This is a genomic window from Nesterenkonia massiliensis, assembly GCF_000455245.1.
Classification (GTDB): domain Bacteria; phylum Actinomycetota; class Actinomycetes; order Actinomycetales; family Micrococcaceae; genus Nesterenkonia; species Nesterenkonia rhizosphaerae.
Window position 1 is genome coordinate 132,793 of record NZ_HG005166.1, and the last position, 15,437, is coordinate 148,229.

General features: G+C 62.7%; 7 protein-coding genes and 1 pseudogene. All 8 read left to right on the plus strand.

Translation table 11 applies throughout. The features are described from left to right. Positions 1 to 54 precede the first annotated feature (54 nt). The 8 genes and pseudogenes from TX78_RS03795 to fusA all read left to right on the plus strand — a co-directional run bounded on the left by TX78_RS03795 (position 55) and on the right by fusA (position 15,347). Complete coding sequence (locus tag TX78_RS03795) at positions 55 to 1,059, plus strand: ABC transporter permease (protein ID WP_044493853.1); 1,005 nt, start codon at positions 55 to 57, stop codon at positions 1,057 to 1,059. Then, the gene (locus tag TX78_RS03800) at positions 1,056 to 2,222 is read left to right on the plus strand and encodes an ABC transporter permease (RefSeq protein ID WP_044493854.1); all 1,167 of its coding nucleotides are present in this window, start codon (positions 1,056 to 1,058) and stop codon (positions 2,220 to 2,222) included. Before TX78_RS03795 ends, TX78_RS03800 begins: the two co-directional genes overlap by 4 nt. After that, the gene (locus tag TX78_RS03805) at positions 2,219 to 4,237 is read left to right on the plus strand and encodes an ABC transporter ATP-binding protein (RefSeq protein ID WP_069956237.1); all 2,019 of its coding nucleotides are present in this window, start codon (positions 2,219 to 2,221) and stop codon (positions 4,235 to 4,237) included. Before TX78_RS03800 ends, TX78_RS03805 begins: the two co-directional genes overlap by 4 nt. A 200-nt stretch (positions 4,238 to 4,437) precedes the next feature. Then, positions 4,438 to 7,961: pseudogene (gene rpoB / locus TX78_RS03810) on the plus strand (DNA-directed RNA polymerase subunit beta). A gap of 127 nt (positions 7,962 to 8,088) precedes the next feature. After that, positions 8,089 to 12,072, plus strand: a complete 3,984-nt coding sequence (gene rpoC / locus TX78_RS03815) for a DNA-directed RNA polymerase subunit beta' (protein ID WP_044493856.1) — start codon at positions 8,089 to 8,091, stop codon at positions 12,070 to 12,072. Positions 12,073 to 12,354: 282 nt separating this feature from the next. Then, entirely contained in the window at positions 12,355 to 12,729 is a 375-nt protein-coding gene (gene rpsL / locus TX78_RS03820) for a 30S ribosomal protein S12 (protein ID WP_044493858.1), read from the plus strand. Further along, on the plus strand, positions 12,729 to 13,199 hold the full coding sequence (gene rpsG / locus TX78_RS03825) for a 30S ribosomal protein S7 (RefSeq protein ID WP_044493859.1): 471 nt from the start codon (positions 12,729 to 12,731) through the stop codon (positions 13,197 to 13,199). Before rpsL ends, rpsG begins: the two co-directional genes overlap by 1 nt. Positions 13,200 to 13,232: 33 nt before the next feature. Then, entirely contained in the window at positions 13,233 to 15,347 is a 2,115-nt protein-coding gene (gene fusA, locus TX78_RS03830) for an elongation factor G (protein WP_044493860.1), read from the plus strand. Positions 15,348 to 15,437: the final 90 nt, after the last annotated feature.

Below are 15,437 nucleotides of genomic sequence, written 5' to 3' on the forward strand. Positions count from 1 at the left end.
CTGACAGCTGCCGATTCATCACTGACACCATCCCCCGGAGGACCTGAGACGACGATGCTGACCTACATGATCCGCCGCATCGGCTGGTCGCTGCTGACCATATGGCTGATCTCGCTGGTCTGCTTCTTCATCATCCAGGCGCCTCCGGGGGACTTCGTCTCCGTCCTGATGGCCAATATGGAGATGGAAGGACGGCGTCTCAACGCGGAGCAGGTATCGGTGCTGCGTGAGAGATATGCGCTGGACCAACCCTGGTACGCCCAGTACTGGGCCTGGATCAGCGGCATTCTGCTGCGCGGTGACTTCGGGTACTCCTTCCGCTGGAACCGCCCGGCAACTGACGTGATCCTGGAGCACCTGCCATTTACGCTGCTCCTTGCCGGGGGCGCCCTGCTGCTGACCTGGATCATCGCCTTCGCCATCGGCATCTACACCGCCGTCAAGCGCTACTCCATCGGTGACTATTTCTTCACCTTTTTAGGGTTCATCGGACTCTCAGTGCCGAACTTCGTGCTGGCGCTGGTGTTCATGTACATCGCATTCAAGTACTTCGGCATGAGCGTCGGTGGGTTGTTCAGTCCGGACTATGTGGAGGCCGAATGGTCCCCTGCCAAGGCCCTGGATCTGATCAGGAACTTGATAGTGCCCGCACTGATCATCGCCACAGCAGGTACCGCCGGGCTGATACGTATTACCCGCGCCAATCTCGCCGATGAGCTCACCCAGCCCTATGTGGTGGCGGCCCGGGCTCGGGGCCAGCGCGAGAATGTGCTGCTGATGCGCTACCCGGTGCGAGCCGCTATGAACCCCTTCATCTCCACGGTGGGGTACGCGATCCCCTCGGTGATCTCCGGTGAGGTCATCGTCTCTTCGGTGCTCTCTCTGCCTACCACCGGCCCGGTGCTGCTGGGGGCGCTGCGCAATCAGGACATGTACCTGGCCGGCAGCTTCCTACTGATCTTGGGGGTCTTGACCGTTATCGGCACCGTCATTTCTGACCTGGTCCTGGCATGGGCCGATCCGCGAGTCCGCCGACAGCATTCAGGAGCCGCGCAGTGACCACCTTGGAAGGAACTATCCCCGAGCAGCCCAAGGACCAGGGCCCCAGCTCAGCCGAACCAGCCGACGACGGCAAGCGCTCCTCGCGGTCCCTGATCTGGCGGCGCTTTAAGCGCCACAAGCTGGCCGTGGTCTCGCTGTGGATCATTATCGCCGTCTATCTCATTGCGATTTTCGCCGATGTCCTAGCACCGCGTCCGGCGGCCCATTACAACCCTGACTATCCCTATGCTCCGCCGCAGTCCATCACTGTCACTGATCCCGGAGACGGACGCGGCCTCGGCCTCTACGTCCACGGATACACCCAAGAGTTCGACGAGGTCTCCTGGAATCGGTACTACACCGAGAATCCTGATGAACTGCATAAACTCGGGTTCTTCGTCCCCTCCGGTCACGAATACCGGTTCTTGGGCCTTTTCGAGACTGACCGCAAAGTCTTTGCACCCCTTGAGCCCGATGCTCCGTTCTACCTCTTCGGGGCCGATGCCAATGGCCGGGATATCTTCTCCCGGGCCATCTACGGCACCCAGATCTCCATGTCCATCGGACTCATCGGTGTAGTCCTCTCCCTGATCATCGGCATCACTCTGGGTGCCCTGGCCGGATTCTTCAGGGGGCCCATTGATGCGGTGATCCAGCGGATCACCGAAGTCTTCATGTCTCTGCCCACTCTTCCGCTGTGGATGGCATTGGCGGCAGCCCTGCCTCGTGATTGGGGGCCGCTGACCATCTACTTCGCCATTACCGTGCTGCTGTCGCTGATCGGTTGGACCTCACTGTCCAGGGAGGTCCGAGGCAGAGTCCTCACCCTGCGCAGCGAGGACTATGTGGTGGCCGCCCGACTGGATGGAGCCAGCAGAGCCAGGGTCATCCGGCGGCATATCCTGCCCAGCCTGACCAGCCACATCATCGCCTCGGTCACCTTGGCTGTTCCTGCCATGATCCTTGCCGAGACCTCGCTGAGCTTCCTCGGGCTTGGGCTCCAACCGCCAATCGTCTCCTGGGGCGTGCTGCTCCAGGAAGCACAGAATATCCGCAGCGTCATCACGGCACCCTGGCTGCTGATCGTTCCCTCAGCAGCTGTGGTGATCTCCACCCTCGCCCTGAACTTCCTCGGCGATGGCCTTCGCGACGCTGCAGACCCGTATGAGGGAGCCAAGTGAGCACCCCGCACCATGAGAGCACCAGCCCAGGAGTCAATCCGATGACCGAACCGCTGCAGGGACACCCCGCAACGACGGCGACCACCGCCTTAGCCGAACCGGCACTGCTTCAGGTCAACGGACTTACCGTGGAGTTCCCTACGGATGAAGGACTGGTCACCGCGGTCCGCGGCGCCAACTTGGACATTGCCGCCGGGGAGATACACGCCCTTGTGGGCGAGTCGGGTTCTGGCAAATCGCAGACGGCACGGGCCGCGTTGGGACTGCTGGACCCGCCGGGGCGCATCGCCTCCGGACAGGTGCTCTTCAGCCAGTCCGACGGGCAGATCCTGGATCTTGCCGACCTCAAGGCACGCGGGCGGCGCATGCGGCATATCCGCGGTGGTGAGATCGGGATGATCTTCCAGGAGCCCGCCCGCAGCCTTTCACCCATGCACACAGTTGGTGCCCAGATTGCCGAAGCCATGCGGCTTCACCGCGGGTTGGACAAGAAAGCGGCCTGGGATGCCGCGGTGGAGGCGCTGCGCGATGTGCGCATTCCGCGGCCTGAACTACGCGCCAAGGCCTACCCCTTTGAACTCTCCGGCGGCATGCGGCAGCGGGCGATGATCGCTATCGCCCTCGCCGGCGAGCCCCGACTGCTGATTGCTGATGAGCCGACCACGGCCCTGGATGTCACCACGCAGGCGCAGATCCTCGGGCTGCTCAGAGATATCCAAGCTGAGCGTGAAATGGCCATTCTGTTCATCACCCATGACCTCGGAGTCGTTGCGGAGATGGCGGATCAGGTCTCGGTGATGCGCCGCGGGGAAGTGGTGGAATCTCAGCCGGTCTTCGACCTCTTCGCCAGGCCGCAGCACGCCTATACCCGGATGCTGCTCGAGGCCACTCCAGCTCTGCGCTCCACAACTGCCCGGGCCTCCACCCCTGAGGTCGGATCCACGCCGTCGTCGACCCTTGCCCACTCCTCCGCAGACCAGGAAGGCCCCGCTGCGCCGGAGCCGCTGATCCAGGTCCGGGATCTGACGCGCAGCTTTACCCTGAAGTCCGGACTGTTGGGCATGAAGCGCAATCAGCTCCACGCCGTCGACGGCGTGAGCTTCGATATCTTCCCGGGCGAGACCTTGGGCCTGGTGGGGGAGTCTGGATGCGGGAAGTCCACGCTGGCGAAGAGCCTGTTGCGCGTGGAGAAGCCGAATTCAGGTCAGATCCTGGAGAATCTCACCGATGCGGGGGAGAAGGCTGATGTGGCCACGGCGCCGGAGCGGATGCTGGGGGACTACCGGCAGCAGATGCGCATGGTGTTCCAGGATCCCTTCGCCTCGCTGAATCCCCGGATGACCGTGCATGACATCCTCAGCGAACCGCTGCGGTATCAGCGCGGAGCGGTGTCACAGAAGGTTGATCGCCGTCAGTTGGTGGAACTGTTGGAGTTGGTGGGCCTGGAGCCTGAGCATCTGGAGCGCTACCCGCATGCCTTCTCCGGAGGTCAGCGCCAGCGCATCGGCATTGCCCGCGCCATCGCTACAGATCCGCAGGTCCTTGTTGCTGATGAAGCAGTCTCGGCGCTGGATGTCTCGGTCCGGGCCCAGATCCTCGACCTGCTTGCCAGGCTGCAGGAACAGCGGGGACTGAGCTACCTGTTCATCTCCCATGATCTCTCCACCGTTGAACATCTGGCAGACCGGGTGGCGGTGATGTACTTGGGACGTCTGGTGGAAACCGCACCGACAGCGGCACTGTTCTCCCGCCCGCGGCACCCCTACACCGAAACTCTCCTCTCCGCGGTTCCGATCCCTGATCCGGTGCGGCAGCGGGCTCGCGCCAAGGTGGAGATCTCCGGGGAGCTGCCCGATCCGGCCCAGCGGCCCAGCGGCTGTCCCTTCCGGAACCGCTGCCGATTCGCCCAGGACATCTGTGCCGAAAAGACACCTGAGCTTCGCTCCCTGGATGGGGGCCGACAAGCGGCGTGTCACTTTGCCGAGGAGCTTGAACTTGCCGGCGTGGCGCGGTGAGCAACGTCGTCGTGCTTAGTGCTAATGTGTGGTGCGCGCCCGTTCTTTAGGGCCCATTTGCCGTGCACTTGCGCGTGCCCTCTTCTTTCCTATATCCTGTAACTTCGCGTCGTCTCCATTTGTCATGCCTTCATATAGCGGTGGGCATCTCTCTGTGACGCTAAGACACGGAATACGACAGGTCTGTGGAAGGATCCCTCTTGGTCGCCTCGAGCACCTCAAATCAAACCGCTGCCTCGGCCCGTACCGCTGAATACGCTGGCCGACTCTCATTCGCAAAGATCCACGAACCCCTCGATGTCCCGGAGCTCCTGGCTCTGCAGATCGAGTCCTTTGACCGGCTGGTCGGCAATGAGCGCTGGGCCGCTCGTGTCGAAGACGCCCGTCAGAAGGGCATCAAGGGAGTCTCCGACACCTCGGGTCTGGCTGACATCTTCGAGGAGATGTCCCCGATCGAAGACTTCCAGGGCACCATGTCCCTGAGCTTCTCCGATCCGGAGTTCGCTGACCCCAAGATGACGGTGGAGGAGTGCAAAGACCACGACACCACCTACTCGGCCCGCTGTACGTCAAGGCCGAGTTCATGAACCACAACACCGGTGAGATCAAGCAGCAGACCGTGTTCATGGGCGACTTCCCGCTCATGACCGATCGCGGCACGTTCATCATCAACGGCACCGAGCGTGTGGTCGTCTCCCAGCTGGTCCGCTCCCCGGGCGCTTACTTTGAGCGCTCCCAGGACAAGACCAGCGACAAGGACATCTACACCGCCAAAGTCATCCCCTCCCGCGGCGCGTGGTTTGAGCTGGAGATCGACAAGCGCGATCAGGTCGGTGTGCGTCTGGACCGTAAGCGCAAGCAGCCGGTCACCGTACTGCTGAAGGCGCTGGGCTGGACCGAGTCCCGCATTGTGGAGGAGTTCGGTGATTACGACTCCATCCGCGCCACCCTGGAGAAGGACACCTTCGAAGGCCAGGAAGACGCCCTGCTGGACATCTACCGCAAGCTGCGTCCGGGCGAGCCGCCGACTGTCGAGGCTGGCCGCTCCCTGCTGGAGTCCCTCTACTTCACCCTCAAGCGCTACGACCTGGCAAAGGTGGGCCGCTACAAGCTCAACCGCAAGCTGGGCGTGGACAAGGACTTCAGCGACGCTGACGCCTCGGTGCTCACTGAAGATGACATCGTGGCGATGATCCACTACCTGTGCGCTCTGCACGCTGGTGTCCCCACTATCAAGGGCATCCGCGACGGCGAAGAGGTGGAGCTGCCGGTCACCGTTGATGACATCGACCACTTCGGCAACCGTCGCATCCGCGCCGTCGGCGAGCTCATCGAGAACCAGGTCCGCACCGGCCTGTCCCGCATGGAGCGCGTTGTCCGCGAGCGGATGACCACCCAGGACGTTGAAGCGATCACCCCGCAGACGCTGATCAACATCCGCCCCGTGGTGGCCTCCATCAAGGAGTTCTTCGGCACCTCCCAGCTGTCCCAGTTCATGGACCAGAACAACCCGCTGGCGGGCCTGACCCACAAGCGTCGTCTGTCCGCACTGGGCCCCGGCGGTCTCTCCCGTGACCGCGCCGGCATGGAGGTCCGTGACGTTCACCCGTCGCACTACGGCCGTATGTGCCCCATCGAAACCCCTGAAGGCCCGAACATCGGTCTGATCGGCTCGCTGGCGACTTACGGACGCATCAACAACTTCGGCTTCATCGAGACCCCCTACCGCAAGGTCGTCGACGGCAAGGTCACCGACCAGATCGAGTACCTGACCGCTGATGATGAGCTGGTGGCCCAGATCGCCCAGGCCAACGCGCCGCTGAATGAGGACGGCTCCTTCGTTGAAGAAGCTGTGCTCTGCCGTGGCCGCGCTGACGCCTCCGGCGGTGAGCAGGGTGAGCCGGTTCTGGTGGCTCCTGCTGACATCGACTACATGGACGTCTCCCCGCGTCAGATGGTGTCTGTGGCAACCGCTCTGATTCCGTTCCTGGAGCACGACGACGCCAACCGCGCGCTCATGGGCGCCAACATGCAGCGCCAGGCTGTGCCGCTGCTGGAGTCCGAGTCCCCGCTGGTCGGTACCGGTATGGAGAAGTTCGTGGCGGTTGACGCCGGCGACTCCGTCACCGCTCAGAAGGCCGGTGTGGTCACCAGCGTCGCTGCTGATCTGGTCACCGTCCTCAACGACGACGGCACCCAGACGCACTACCCGATCATGAAGTTCCAGCGTTCCAACCAAGGCAACGCCTACAACCAGCGTGTGCGCGTGACCGAAGGCGACCGGGTCGAGTACCAGTCCATCATCGCCGACGGTCCCTCCACCGAGGCCGGCGAGCTGGCACTGGGCAAGAACCTGCTGGTGGCCTTCATGTCCTGGGAGGGTCACAACTTCGAGGACGCCATCATCCTGTCCCAGCGCCTGGTGCAGGACGATGTCCTGACCTCGATCCACATCGAGGAGCACGAGGTCGATGCCCGCGACACCAAGCTGGGCGCCGAGGAGATCACCCGGGACATCCCGAACGTCTCCGAGGAGATGCTTGCTCAGCTCGATGAGCGCGGCATCATCCACGTCGGTGCTGAGGTCGAGGCAGGAGATATCCTGGTCGGCCGCGTCACTCCCAAGGGCGAGACCGAGCTGACCCCCGAGGAGCGCCTGCTGCGCGCCATCTTCGGCGAGAAGTCCCGCGAAGTCCGCGACACCTCTCTGAAGGTGCCCCACGGCGAGTCCGGCACTGTCATCGGCGTGCGCGTGCTCGACGCTGAGGAAGGCCACGACCTTCCCCCGGGCGTCAACCAGGTGGTGCGTGTCTACGTGGCACAGAAGCGCAAGATCACCGACGGCGATAAGCTCGCCGGCCGTCACGGCAACAAGGGCGTCATCTCCAAGATCCTTCCGGTCGAGGACATGCCCTTCCTGCCCGACGGCACCCCGGTCGACGTCGTGCTCAACCCGATGGGCGTTCCGGGCCGTATGAACATCGGTCAGGTCATGGAGATCCACCTGGGCTGGGCCGCGAAGCAGGGCTGGAAGATCGAGGGTGAGCCGGAGTGGGTCAAGGACCTGCCGAACCTCCCGCGTGAGACCGGCCCCACCAAGGTCGCCACCCCGGTGTTCGACGGTGCCGAGCCTCGTGAGCTCACCGGCATTCTGGAGTCCATCAACCCCAACCGCGACGGCGACAAGATGGTTCAGCCCTCCGGTAAGGCGCAGCTCTTCGACGGACGCTCCGGCGAGCCGTTCCCAGAGCCGGTGTCCGTGGGCTACATGTACATCCTGAAGCTGCACCACCTGGTGGATGACAAGATCCACGCCCGCTCCACCGGCCCGTACTCCATGATCACCCAGCAGCCGCTGGGCGGTAAGGCGCAGTTCGGCGGCCAGCGCTTCGGTGAGATGGAAGTGTGGGCCCTGGAGGCCTACGGGTCCGCCTACACCCTGCAGGAGCTGTTGACCATCAAGTCCGATGACATTCACGGTCGTGTGAAGGTCTACGAGGCGATCGTCAAGGGCGAGGACATCCCCGAGCCGGGTGTGCCCGAGTCGTTCAAGGTTCTGATCAAGGAGATGCAGTCCCTCTGCCTGAACGTCGAGGTCCTCAACGATCAGGGTCACGCATTCGAGATGCGCGACGCTGACAGTGATGACTCCGGCTTCAGTGCGGCAGAGGAGCTCGGCATCGACCTTTCCCGCGCGGAGCCCAGCTCAGTCGAAGAGGTCTGATCCTCTCACCGTCCGGTCGTTTACGGGTCCGCGCTCGGAGCAGCAGCTCAAAGCGCGGACCCGGACCCGGACACTGACGCTCTAAAACGCTTACGAATCTTTGCAAGAGAAAAGAGAGATACGGACTATGTCCACTGAATCCTCATTCGACACGATGCGCATCGGGCTGGCCTCCACCGACGACATCTTGCGGTGGTCCCACGGCGAGGTGAAGAAGCCCGAGACCATCAACTACCGCACACTGAAGCCTGAGAAGGACGGCCTCTTCTGCGAGAAGATCTTCGGCCCCTCCCGGGACTGGGAATGCTACTGCGGTAAGTACAAGCGCGTGCGCTTCAAGGGCATCACCTGTGAGCGCTGCGGCGTTGAGGTGACCCGCTCCAAGGTGCGTCGCGAGCGTATGGGCCACATCGAGCTGGCCGCTCCTGTGACTCATATCTGGTACTTCAAGGGTGTGCCCTCCCGTCTGGGCTACCTGCTGGACCTGGCGCCGAAGGACCTGGAGAAGGTCATCTACTTCGCTGCCTACATGATCACCAATGTGGATGATGATCGCCGCCACCAGGACCTGCCGAACCTGCAGGCCGAGGTTGATCAGGAGATCCGTCACCTGCAGGATCAGCGCGACTCTGATATCGCGGCTGTGGCCAAGGAACTCGAGGACGGCCTGGCCGAGCTCGAGTCCGAGGGCGCCAAGGCTGCGGAGAAGAAGAAGTTCCGCGACGGCAAAGAGAAGCAGATGGCGCAGCTGCGCAAGCGCTCCGATGCCGAGATCGAACAGATCCAGAAGGTCTGGGACCGGTTCAAGAACCTGAAGGTCGCAGACCTCGAAGGCGACGAGACCCTGTTCCGTGAGATGCGCGCCAAGTACGGCGAGTACTTCGAGGGTTACATGGGTGCTGAGGCTATCCGCCGCCGCCTGGAGACCTTCGATATGGAGGCTGAGGCTGAGCGCCTGCGCGAGACCATTGCCACCGGCAAGGGCCAGCGCAAGACTCGTGCCCTGAAGCGCCTGAAGGTGCTCAACGCGTTCCTGGTCAACGGCCAGTCGCCCACCGGCATGGTGCTCGAGGCTGTCCCGGTGATCCCGCCGGAGATCCGCCCCATGGTGCAGCTCGACGGCGGCCGCTTTGCGACTTCGGATCTCAACGACCTCTACCGTCGTGTGATCAACCGCAACAATCGTCTCAAGCGCCTGCTGGATCTTGGTGCACCCGAGATCATCATCAACAACGAGAAGCGCATGCTGCAGGAGTCGGTTGACTCCCTGTTCGACAACGGCCGCCGCGGCCGTCCGGTCACCGGACCGGGCAACCGTCCGCTGAAGTCGCTGTCTGACATGCTCAAGGGCAAGCAGGGCCGCTTCCGTCAGAACCTGCTGGGTAAGCGCGTGGACTACTCGGGCCGTTCGGTCATCGTGGTGGGCCCGCAGCTGAAGCTGCACGAGTGCGGTCTGCCCAAGCAGATGGCGCTGGAGCTCTTCAAGCCCTTCGTGATGAAGCGCCTGGTGGACCTCAACCACGCCCAGAACATCAAGTCCGCCAAGCGGATGGTGGAGCGCCAGCGCTCCCAGGTGTGGGACGTGCTCGAAGAGGTCATCACCGAGCACCCGGTGCTGCTCAACCGTGCACCTACCCTGCACCGTCTGGGCATTCAGGCCTTCGAGCCGCAGCTGGTTGAGGGCAAGGCCCTGCAGCTGCACCCGCTGGTCTGTGCCGCGTTCAACGCTGACTTCGACGGCGACCAGATGGCAGTCCACCTGCCGCTGGGCCCCGAGGCTCAGGCTGAGGCACGCGTGCTGATGCTCTCCTCCAACAACATCCTCAAGCCCTCTGACGGCCGCCCTGTGGCACTGCCGACTCAGGACATGATCATCGGTCTGCACCACCTCACCACCGTCCGCGAGGACGCTGAGGGCGCCGGCCGCGTGTTCTCCACTGTCGGTGAGGCGCAGATGGCCTTCGATCTGAAGGCGCTGCACATCAACGCCCCGGTGAAGATCGCCGTCGAAGGCTTCGTGCCAGGTGATGAGGTTGCTGCACCGGAGGGCTGGGAGCCCGGTCAGCCTGCACTGATCGAGACCACCCTGGGCAAGGTGCTCTTCAACGAGCTGCTTCCTGCCGACTACCCGTGGCAGGACAAGCAGGCGGATAAGAAGCAGCTGGGCCAGATGATCAACGATCTCTCCGAGCGTTACTCGACCGTGGTGGTTGCCCAGACCCTGGATAACCTCAAGGACGCCGGCTTCTACTGGTCCACCCGTTCGGGCGTGACCGTGGCCATCTCCGATATCACCTCTGACTTCGACAAGGCAGAGATGATGGAGGGCTATGAGGCCCAGGTGGCCAAGGTCGAAGCCGACTACGGCATGGGCCTGATGGATCGCGATGAGCGCACCACTGAGCTGCAGGAGATCTGGAACAAGGCAACTGCCGAGATCCAGGAAGCCATGATCAACGGTCTGGACTCCCTGAACACCATTAACCGCATGGTCTCCTCCGGAGCTCGTGGTAACTGGCACCAGGTGCGTCAGATCGCTGGTATCCGTGGACTGGTGACGAACCCGAAGGGTGAGATCATCCCTCGCCCGATCAAGTCCTCCTACCGTGAGGGCCTGTCGGTTCTGGAGTACTTCATCGCGACCCACGGTGCCCGTAAGGGTCTGGCGGATACCGCGCTGAAGACTGCGAACTCCGGTTACCTGACCCGTCGTCTGGTGGATGTCTCCCAGGACGTGATCGTGCGAGACGAGGACTGCGGCACCACCCGCGGTCTCACTGTGCCGATCGCTCAGCCTGCGGGCTACAGCCACGACACTGAGGGAGAGCAGGACGTGCTGGTCAAGTCCGGCCGCAAGTACGTCACCGACCTGCTGGACGGCAACACCGAGACTGAGCTGCACAAGATGGTGGAGACTTCCGCCTACTCGCGCACTCTGGCTGAAGACGTGACCGACGCCGAGGGCAACGTGCTGGCTGAGGCCGGCTCCGAGGTGGGCGATGTGCTCATCCAGAAGCTGTACTCCGCCGGTGTGAAGACCATCAAGGTCCGTTCCGTGCTGACCTGTGAGTCCGCCGTCGGCACCTGTGCTGCCTGCTACGGCCGCTCGATGGCCGCCGGCCACCGGGTGGACGTGGGCGAGGCCGTGGGCATCATCGCTGCACAGTCCATCGGTGAGCCCGGTACTCAGCTGACCATGCGTACCTTCCACTCCGGTGGTGTGGCTTCGGCTGATGACATCACCCAGGGTCTGCCGCGTATCCAGGAGCTCTTCGAGGCTCGCACTCCTAAGGGTGTGGCTCCGATCGCTGAGTCCTCCGGACGGCTGCGCTATGAGGAGGATGAGAAGCAGGCTCGCCTGGTGCTGACTCCCGATGACGGTTCGGAGGAGCAGGTCTACCCGATCCTGCGCCGCGCCAAGCTGCTGGTGGACCTGGGCCAGAACCAGGACCAGACCGCTCACGTGGAGGTCGGCACCCAGCTGATCCACGGTTCGGTTGACCCCAAGCAGGTGCTGCGTGTGCTCGGTCCCCGGGCTGCTCAGAAGTTCCTGGTGGCAGAGGTTCAGGAGGTGTACCAGTCGCAGGGCGTGGACATCCACGACAAGCACGTGGAGGTCATTGTCCGTCAGATGCTGCGTCGCATCACCGTCATCGAGTCCGGTGAGACCGACCTGCTGCCCGGTGAGCTGGCTGATCGCTTCCGGTTCCAGCAGGCCAACAAGAAGGCCTTCGAGCAGGGTCATCGTCCGGCTTCCGGTCGTGATGAGCTCATGGGCATCACCAAGGCCTCGCTGGCCACCGACTCCTGGCTCTCGGCGGCCTCCTTCCAGGAGACCACCCGCGTGCTCACCCAGGCGGCAATGGAAGGTAAGTCCGATCCGCTGCTGGGCCTGAAGGAGAACGTGATCATCGGTAAGCTCATCCCGGCCGGTACCGGCCTGGATCGCTATACCCAGACCGAGGTGGAGCCCACCGAAGAAGCTAAGGCCAATCTGTTCACCGGCCCGAGCCTCTACGGTTCCAGCTTCGACTACGCAGGCGCTGAAGGCGAGAGCGAGTTCCATGCGATTCCGCTCGAGGACTACACTACTGATGTAGATTTCCGCTGACGCTGACGAGCTGATCGAAAACGCCGGGTTCCCTTCAGGGAGCCCGGCGTTTTCGCATGTGACGACACGACCTGGTATCGTTGACTTGATTGTTTCTGTGTGGCAAAGGACGCTGTCCGGGTTGCGGGGAAGTTGCGCAACGAATGCCACATTTTTGCACGCCTGGGGACTGAGTCATCTCGGCCGCATCGGCGGCTGCGGCCTCGGACCTGAAGAGTTTCGCATCAGCAGAGACACACCGGCCGCAGGCGGCCCCGGACAACTATTGATGGAGAACACATAGTGCCTACTATTCAGCAGCTGGTGCGCAAGGGTCGCACCCCCAAAGTTGCCAAGAACAAGACCCCTGCCCTGCAGGGATCCCCAATGCGTCGTGGCGTATGCACCCGTGTGTACACCACCACGCCCAAGAAGCCGAACTCCGCACTGCGCAAGGTGGCCCGTGTCCGCCTCGGCGGCGGCGTTGAGGTCACTGCCTACATCCCGGGCGAGGGCCACAACCTGCAGGAGCACTCCATCGTGCTCGTGCGTGGCGGTCGTGTGAAGGACCTCCCCGGCGTTCGCTACAAGATCGTCCGCGGCGCTCTTGACACCCAGGGTGTCAAGGGTCGCGGCCAGGCTCGCTCCCGCTACGGCGCGAAGAAGGAGAAGAAGTAATGCCTCGTAAAGGACCCGCTCCTAAGCGCCCTCTCGTCCAGGACCCCGTCCATGGCTCCCCGCTGGTCACCCAGCTGATCAACAAGGTGCTGGTCGACGGCAAGAAGTCCACTGCTGAGCGCATCGTCTACGGCGCCCTCGAAGGTGTGGCCAAGAAGTCCGGCGAGGACTCCGTGGCTGTGCTGAAGAAGGCCATGGACAACATCCGCCCCGCTCTCGAGGTCCGCTCCCGCCGTGTCGGCGGTGCCACCTACCAGGTGCCCGTGGAAGTGAAGCCCGGTCGTGCTACTGCCCTGGCTCTGCGCTGGCTGGTGGGCTACGCCAAGGACCGTCGTGAGAAGACCATGATCGACCGTCTGATGAACGAGATCCTGGATGCATCCAACGGTCTCGGCGCCGCTGTGAAGCGCCGCGAGGACACCCACAAGATGGCCGAGGCCAACAAGGCCTTCGCCCACTACCGCTGGTAAGCCCAAGCAGAACCGAGTTAAAGGGGATTCACCGTGGCACAAGACGTGCTCACTGACCTGAAGAAGGTCCGCAACATCGGCATCATGGCTCACATCGATGCCGGTAAGACCACCACCACCGAACGCATCCTGTTCTACACGGGCATCAACCACAAGATCGGTGAGACCCACGACGGTGCGTCGACGACGGACTGGATGGAGCAGGAGAAGGAGCGCGGCATCACCATCACCTCCGCCGCGGTGACCTGCTTCTGGGACAACAACCAGATCAACATCATTGACACCCCCGGTCACGTGGACTTCACCGTTGAGGTCGAGCGCGCGCTTCGCGTGCTCGACGGCGCGGTGGCTGTCTTCGACGGCAAGGAAGGCGTGGAGCCCCAGTCCGAGACCGTGTGGCGTCAGGCTGATAAGTACAACGTGCCTCGCATCTGCTTCGTCAACAAGATGGACAAGCTGGGCGCAGACTTCTACTTCACCGTTGACACCATCAAGTCCCGTCTGGGCGCCAAGCCGCTGGTGATGCAGCTGCCTATCGGTGCTGAGAATGACTTCGTGGGCGTTGTTGACCTCCTGAAGATGAAGGCCCTGGTGTGGCCCGGCGATGCCAAGGGTGACGTGACCATGGGCGCTGAGTACGAGACCCGCGAGATCCCTGAGGATCTGGTGGAGCGTGCTGAGGAGTACCGCAACGAGCTCATCGAGCAGGTTGCCGAGGCCGACGAGGCTCTCATGGAGAAGTACCTCGAGGGCGAAGAGCTGACCATGGACGAGCTGAAGGAAGGCATCCGCAAGCTCACCGTAGCTGGCGAGGCCTACCCGGTCTTCTGTGGTTCTGCCTTCAAGAACCGCGGTGTGCAGCCCATGCTTGACGCCGTGATCGATTACCTGCCCTCCCCGGCAGACGTTGAGTCCATGGTGGGTCACAAGCCCAATGATGAAGAGGTCGAGCTGACCCGTAAGCCGTCCAAGGACGAGCCTTTCTCCGCTCTGGCGTTCAAGATTGCTGCTCACCCGTTCTTCGGACAGCTGACCTTCATCCGCGTGTACTCCGGCAAGCTCAGCTCCGGTGCCCAGGTGATCAACTCCACTAAGGGCAAGAAGGAGCGCATCGGCAAGCTCTTCCAGATGCACGCCAACAAGGAGAACCCGGTGGAGGAGATCCAGGCCGGCCACATCTATGCGGTCATCGGTCTGAAGGACACCACTACCGGTGACACCCTGTGCGATCCGGACAACCAGATCGTTCTTGAGTCGATGACTTTCCCGGAGCCGGTGATTTCCGTGGCCATCGAGCCCAAGACCAAGGGCGACCAGGAGAAGCTCTCCACCGCTATTCAGAAGCTGGCCGCTGAGGATCCGACCTTCACGGTCAACCTCAACGAAGAAACCGGCCAGACCGAGATCGGCGGCATGGGCGAGCTCCACCTGGACATCCTGGTGGACCGCATGAAGCGCGAATTCAAGGTCGAAGCAAACGTAGGCAAGCCGCAGGTTGCCTACCGCGAGACCATCAAGAAGCGCGTGGAGAAGGTCGAATACACCCACAAGAAGCAGACTGGTGGATCCGGCCAGTTCGCGAAGGTGCAGATGAACTTCGAGCCCCTGGACACCACCGACGGCGAGCTCTACGAGTTTGCCAACTTGGTGACCGGTGGTCGTATCCCGCGTGAGTACATCCCTTCGGTGGATGCTGGTATTCAGGACGCCATGCAGGTCGGCGTGCTGGCCGGCTACCCGATGGTGGGCGTGAAGGCCGAGCTGACCGACGGCGCTTACCACGACGTCGACTCCTCGGAGATGGCGTTCAAGCTCGCTGGCTCCCAGGTGTTCAAGGAGGGCGCACGCCGCGCCAACCCTGTGCTGCTGGAGCCCATGATGTCCGTTGAGGTCCGTACTCCTGAGGAGTACATGGGCGACGTCATCGGTGACCTGAACTCCCGTCGCGGTCAGATCCAGTCCATGGACGACGCTGCTGGTGTGAAGGTCGTCAAGGCACTGGTGCCGCTGAGCGAGATGTTCGGCTACATCGGTGAGCTGCGCTCCCGTACTCAGGGTCGCGCAGTGTTCACCATGACCTTCGACTCCTACGCTGAGGTGCCGAAGGCTGTGGCCGACGAGATCATCGAGAAGAGCCGCGGCGAGTAACTCGTCCTGGCATCGAGCAAAATTTCCCCAATAACCCTGTAATTAGTAGACTTGCGAGAGTTTCAGCCAACTACCCTGTGCGGCTGAAGT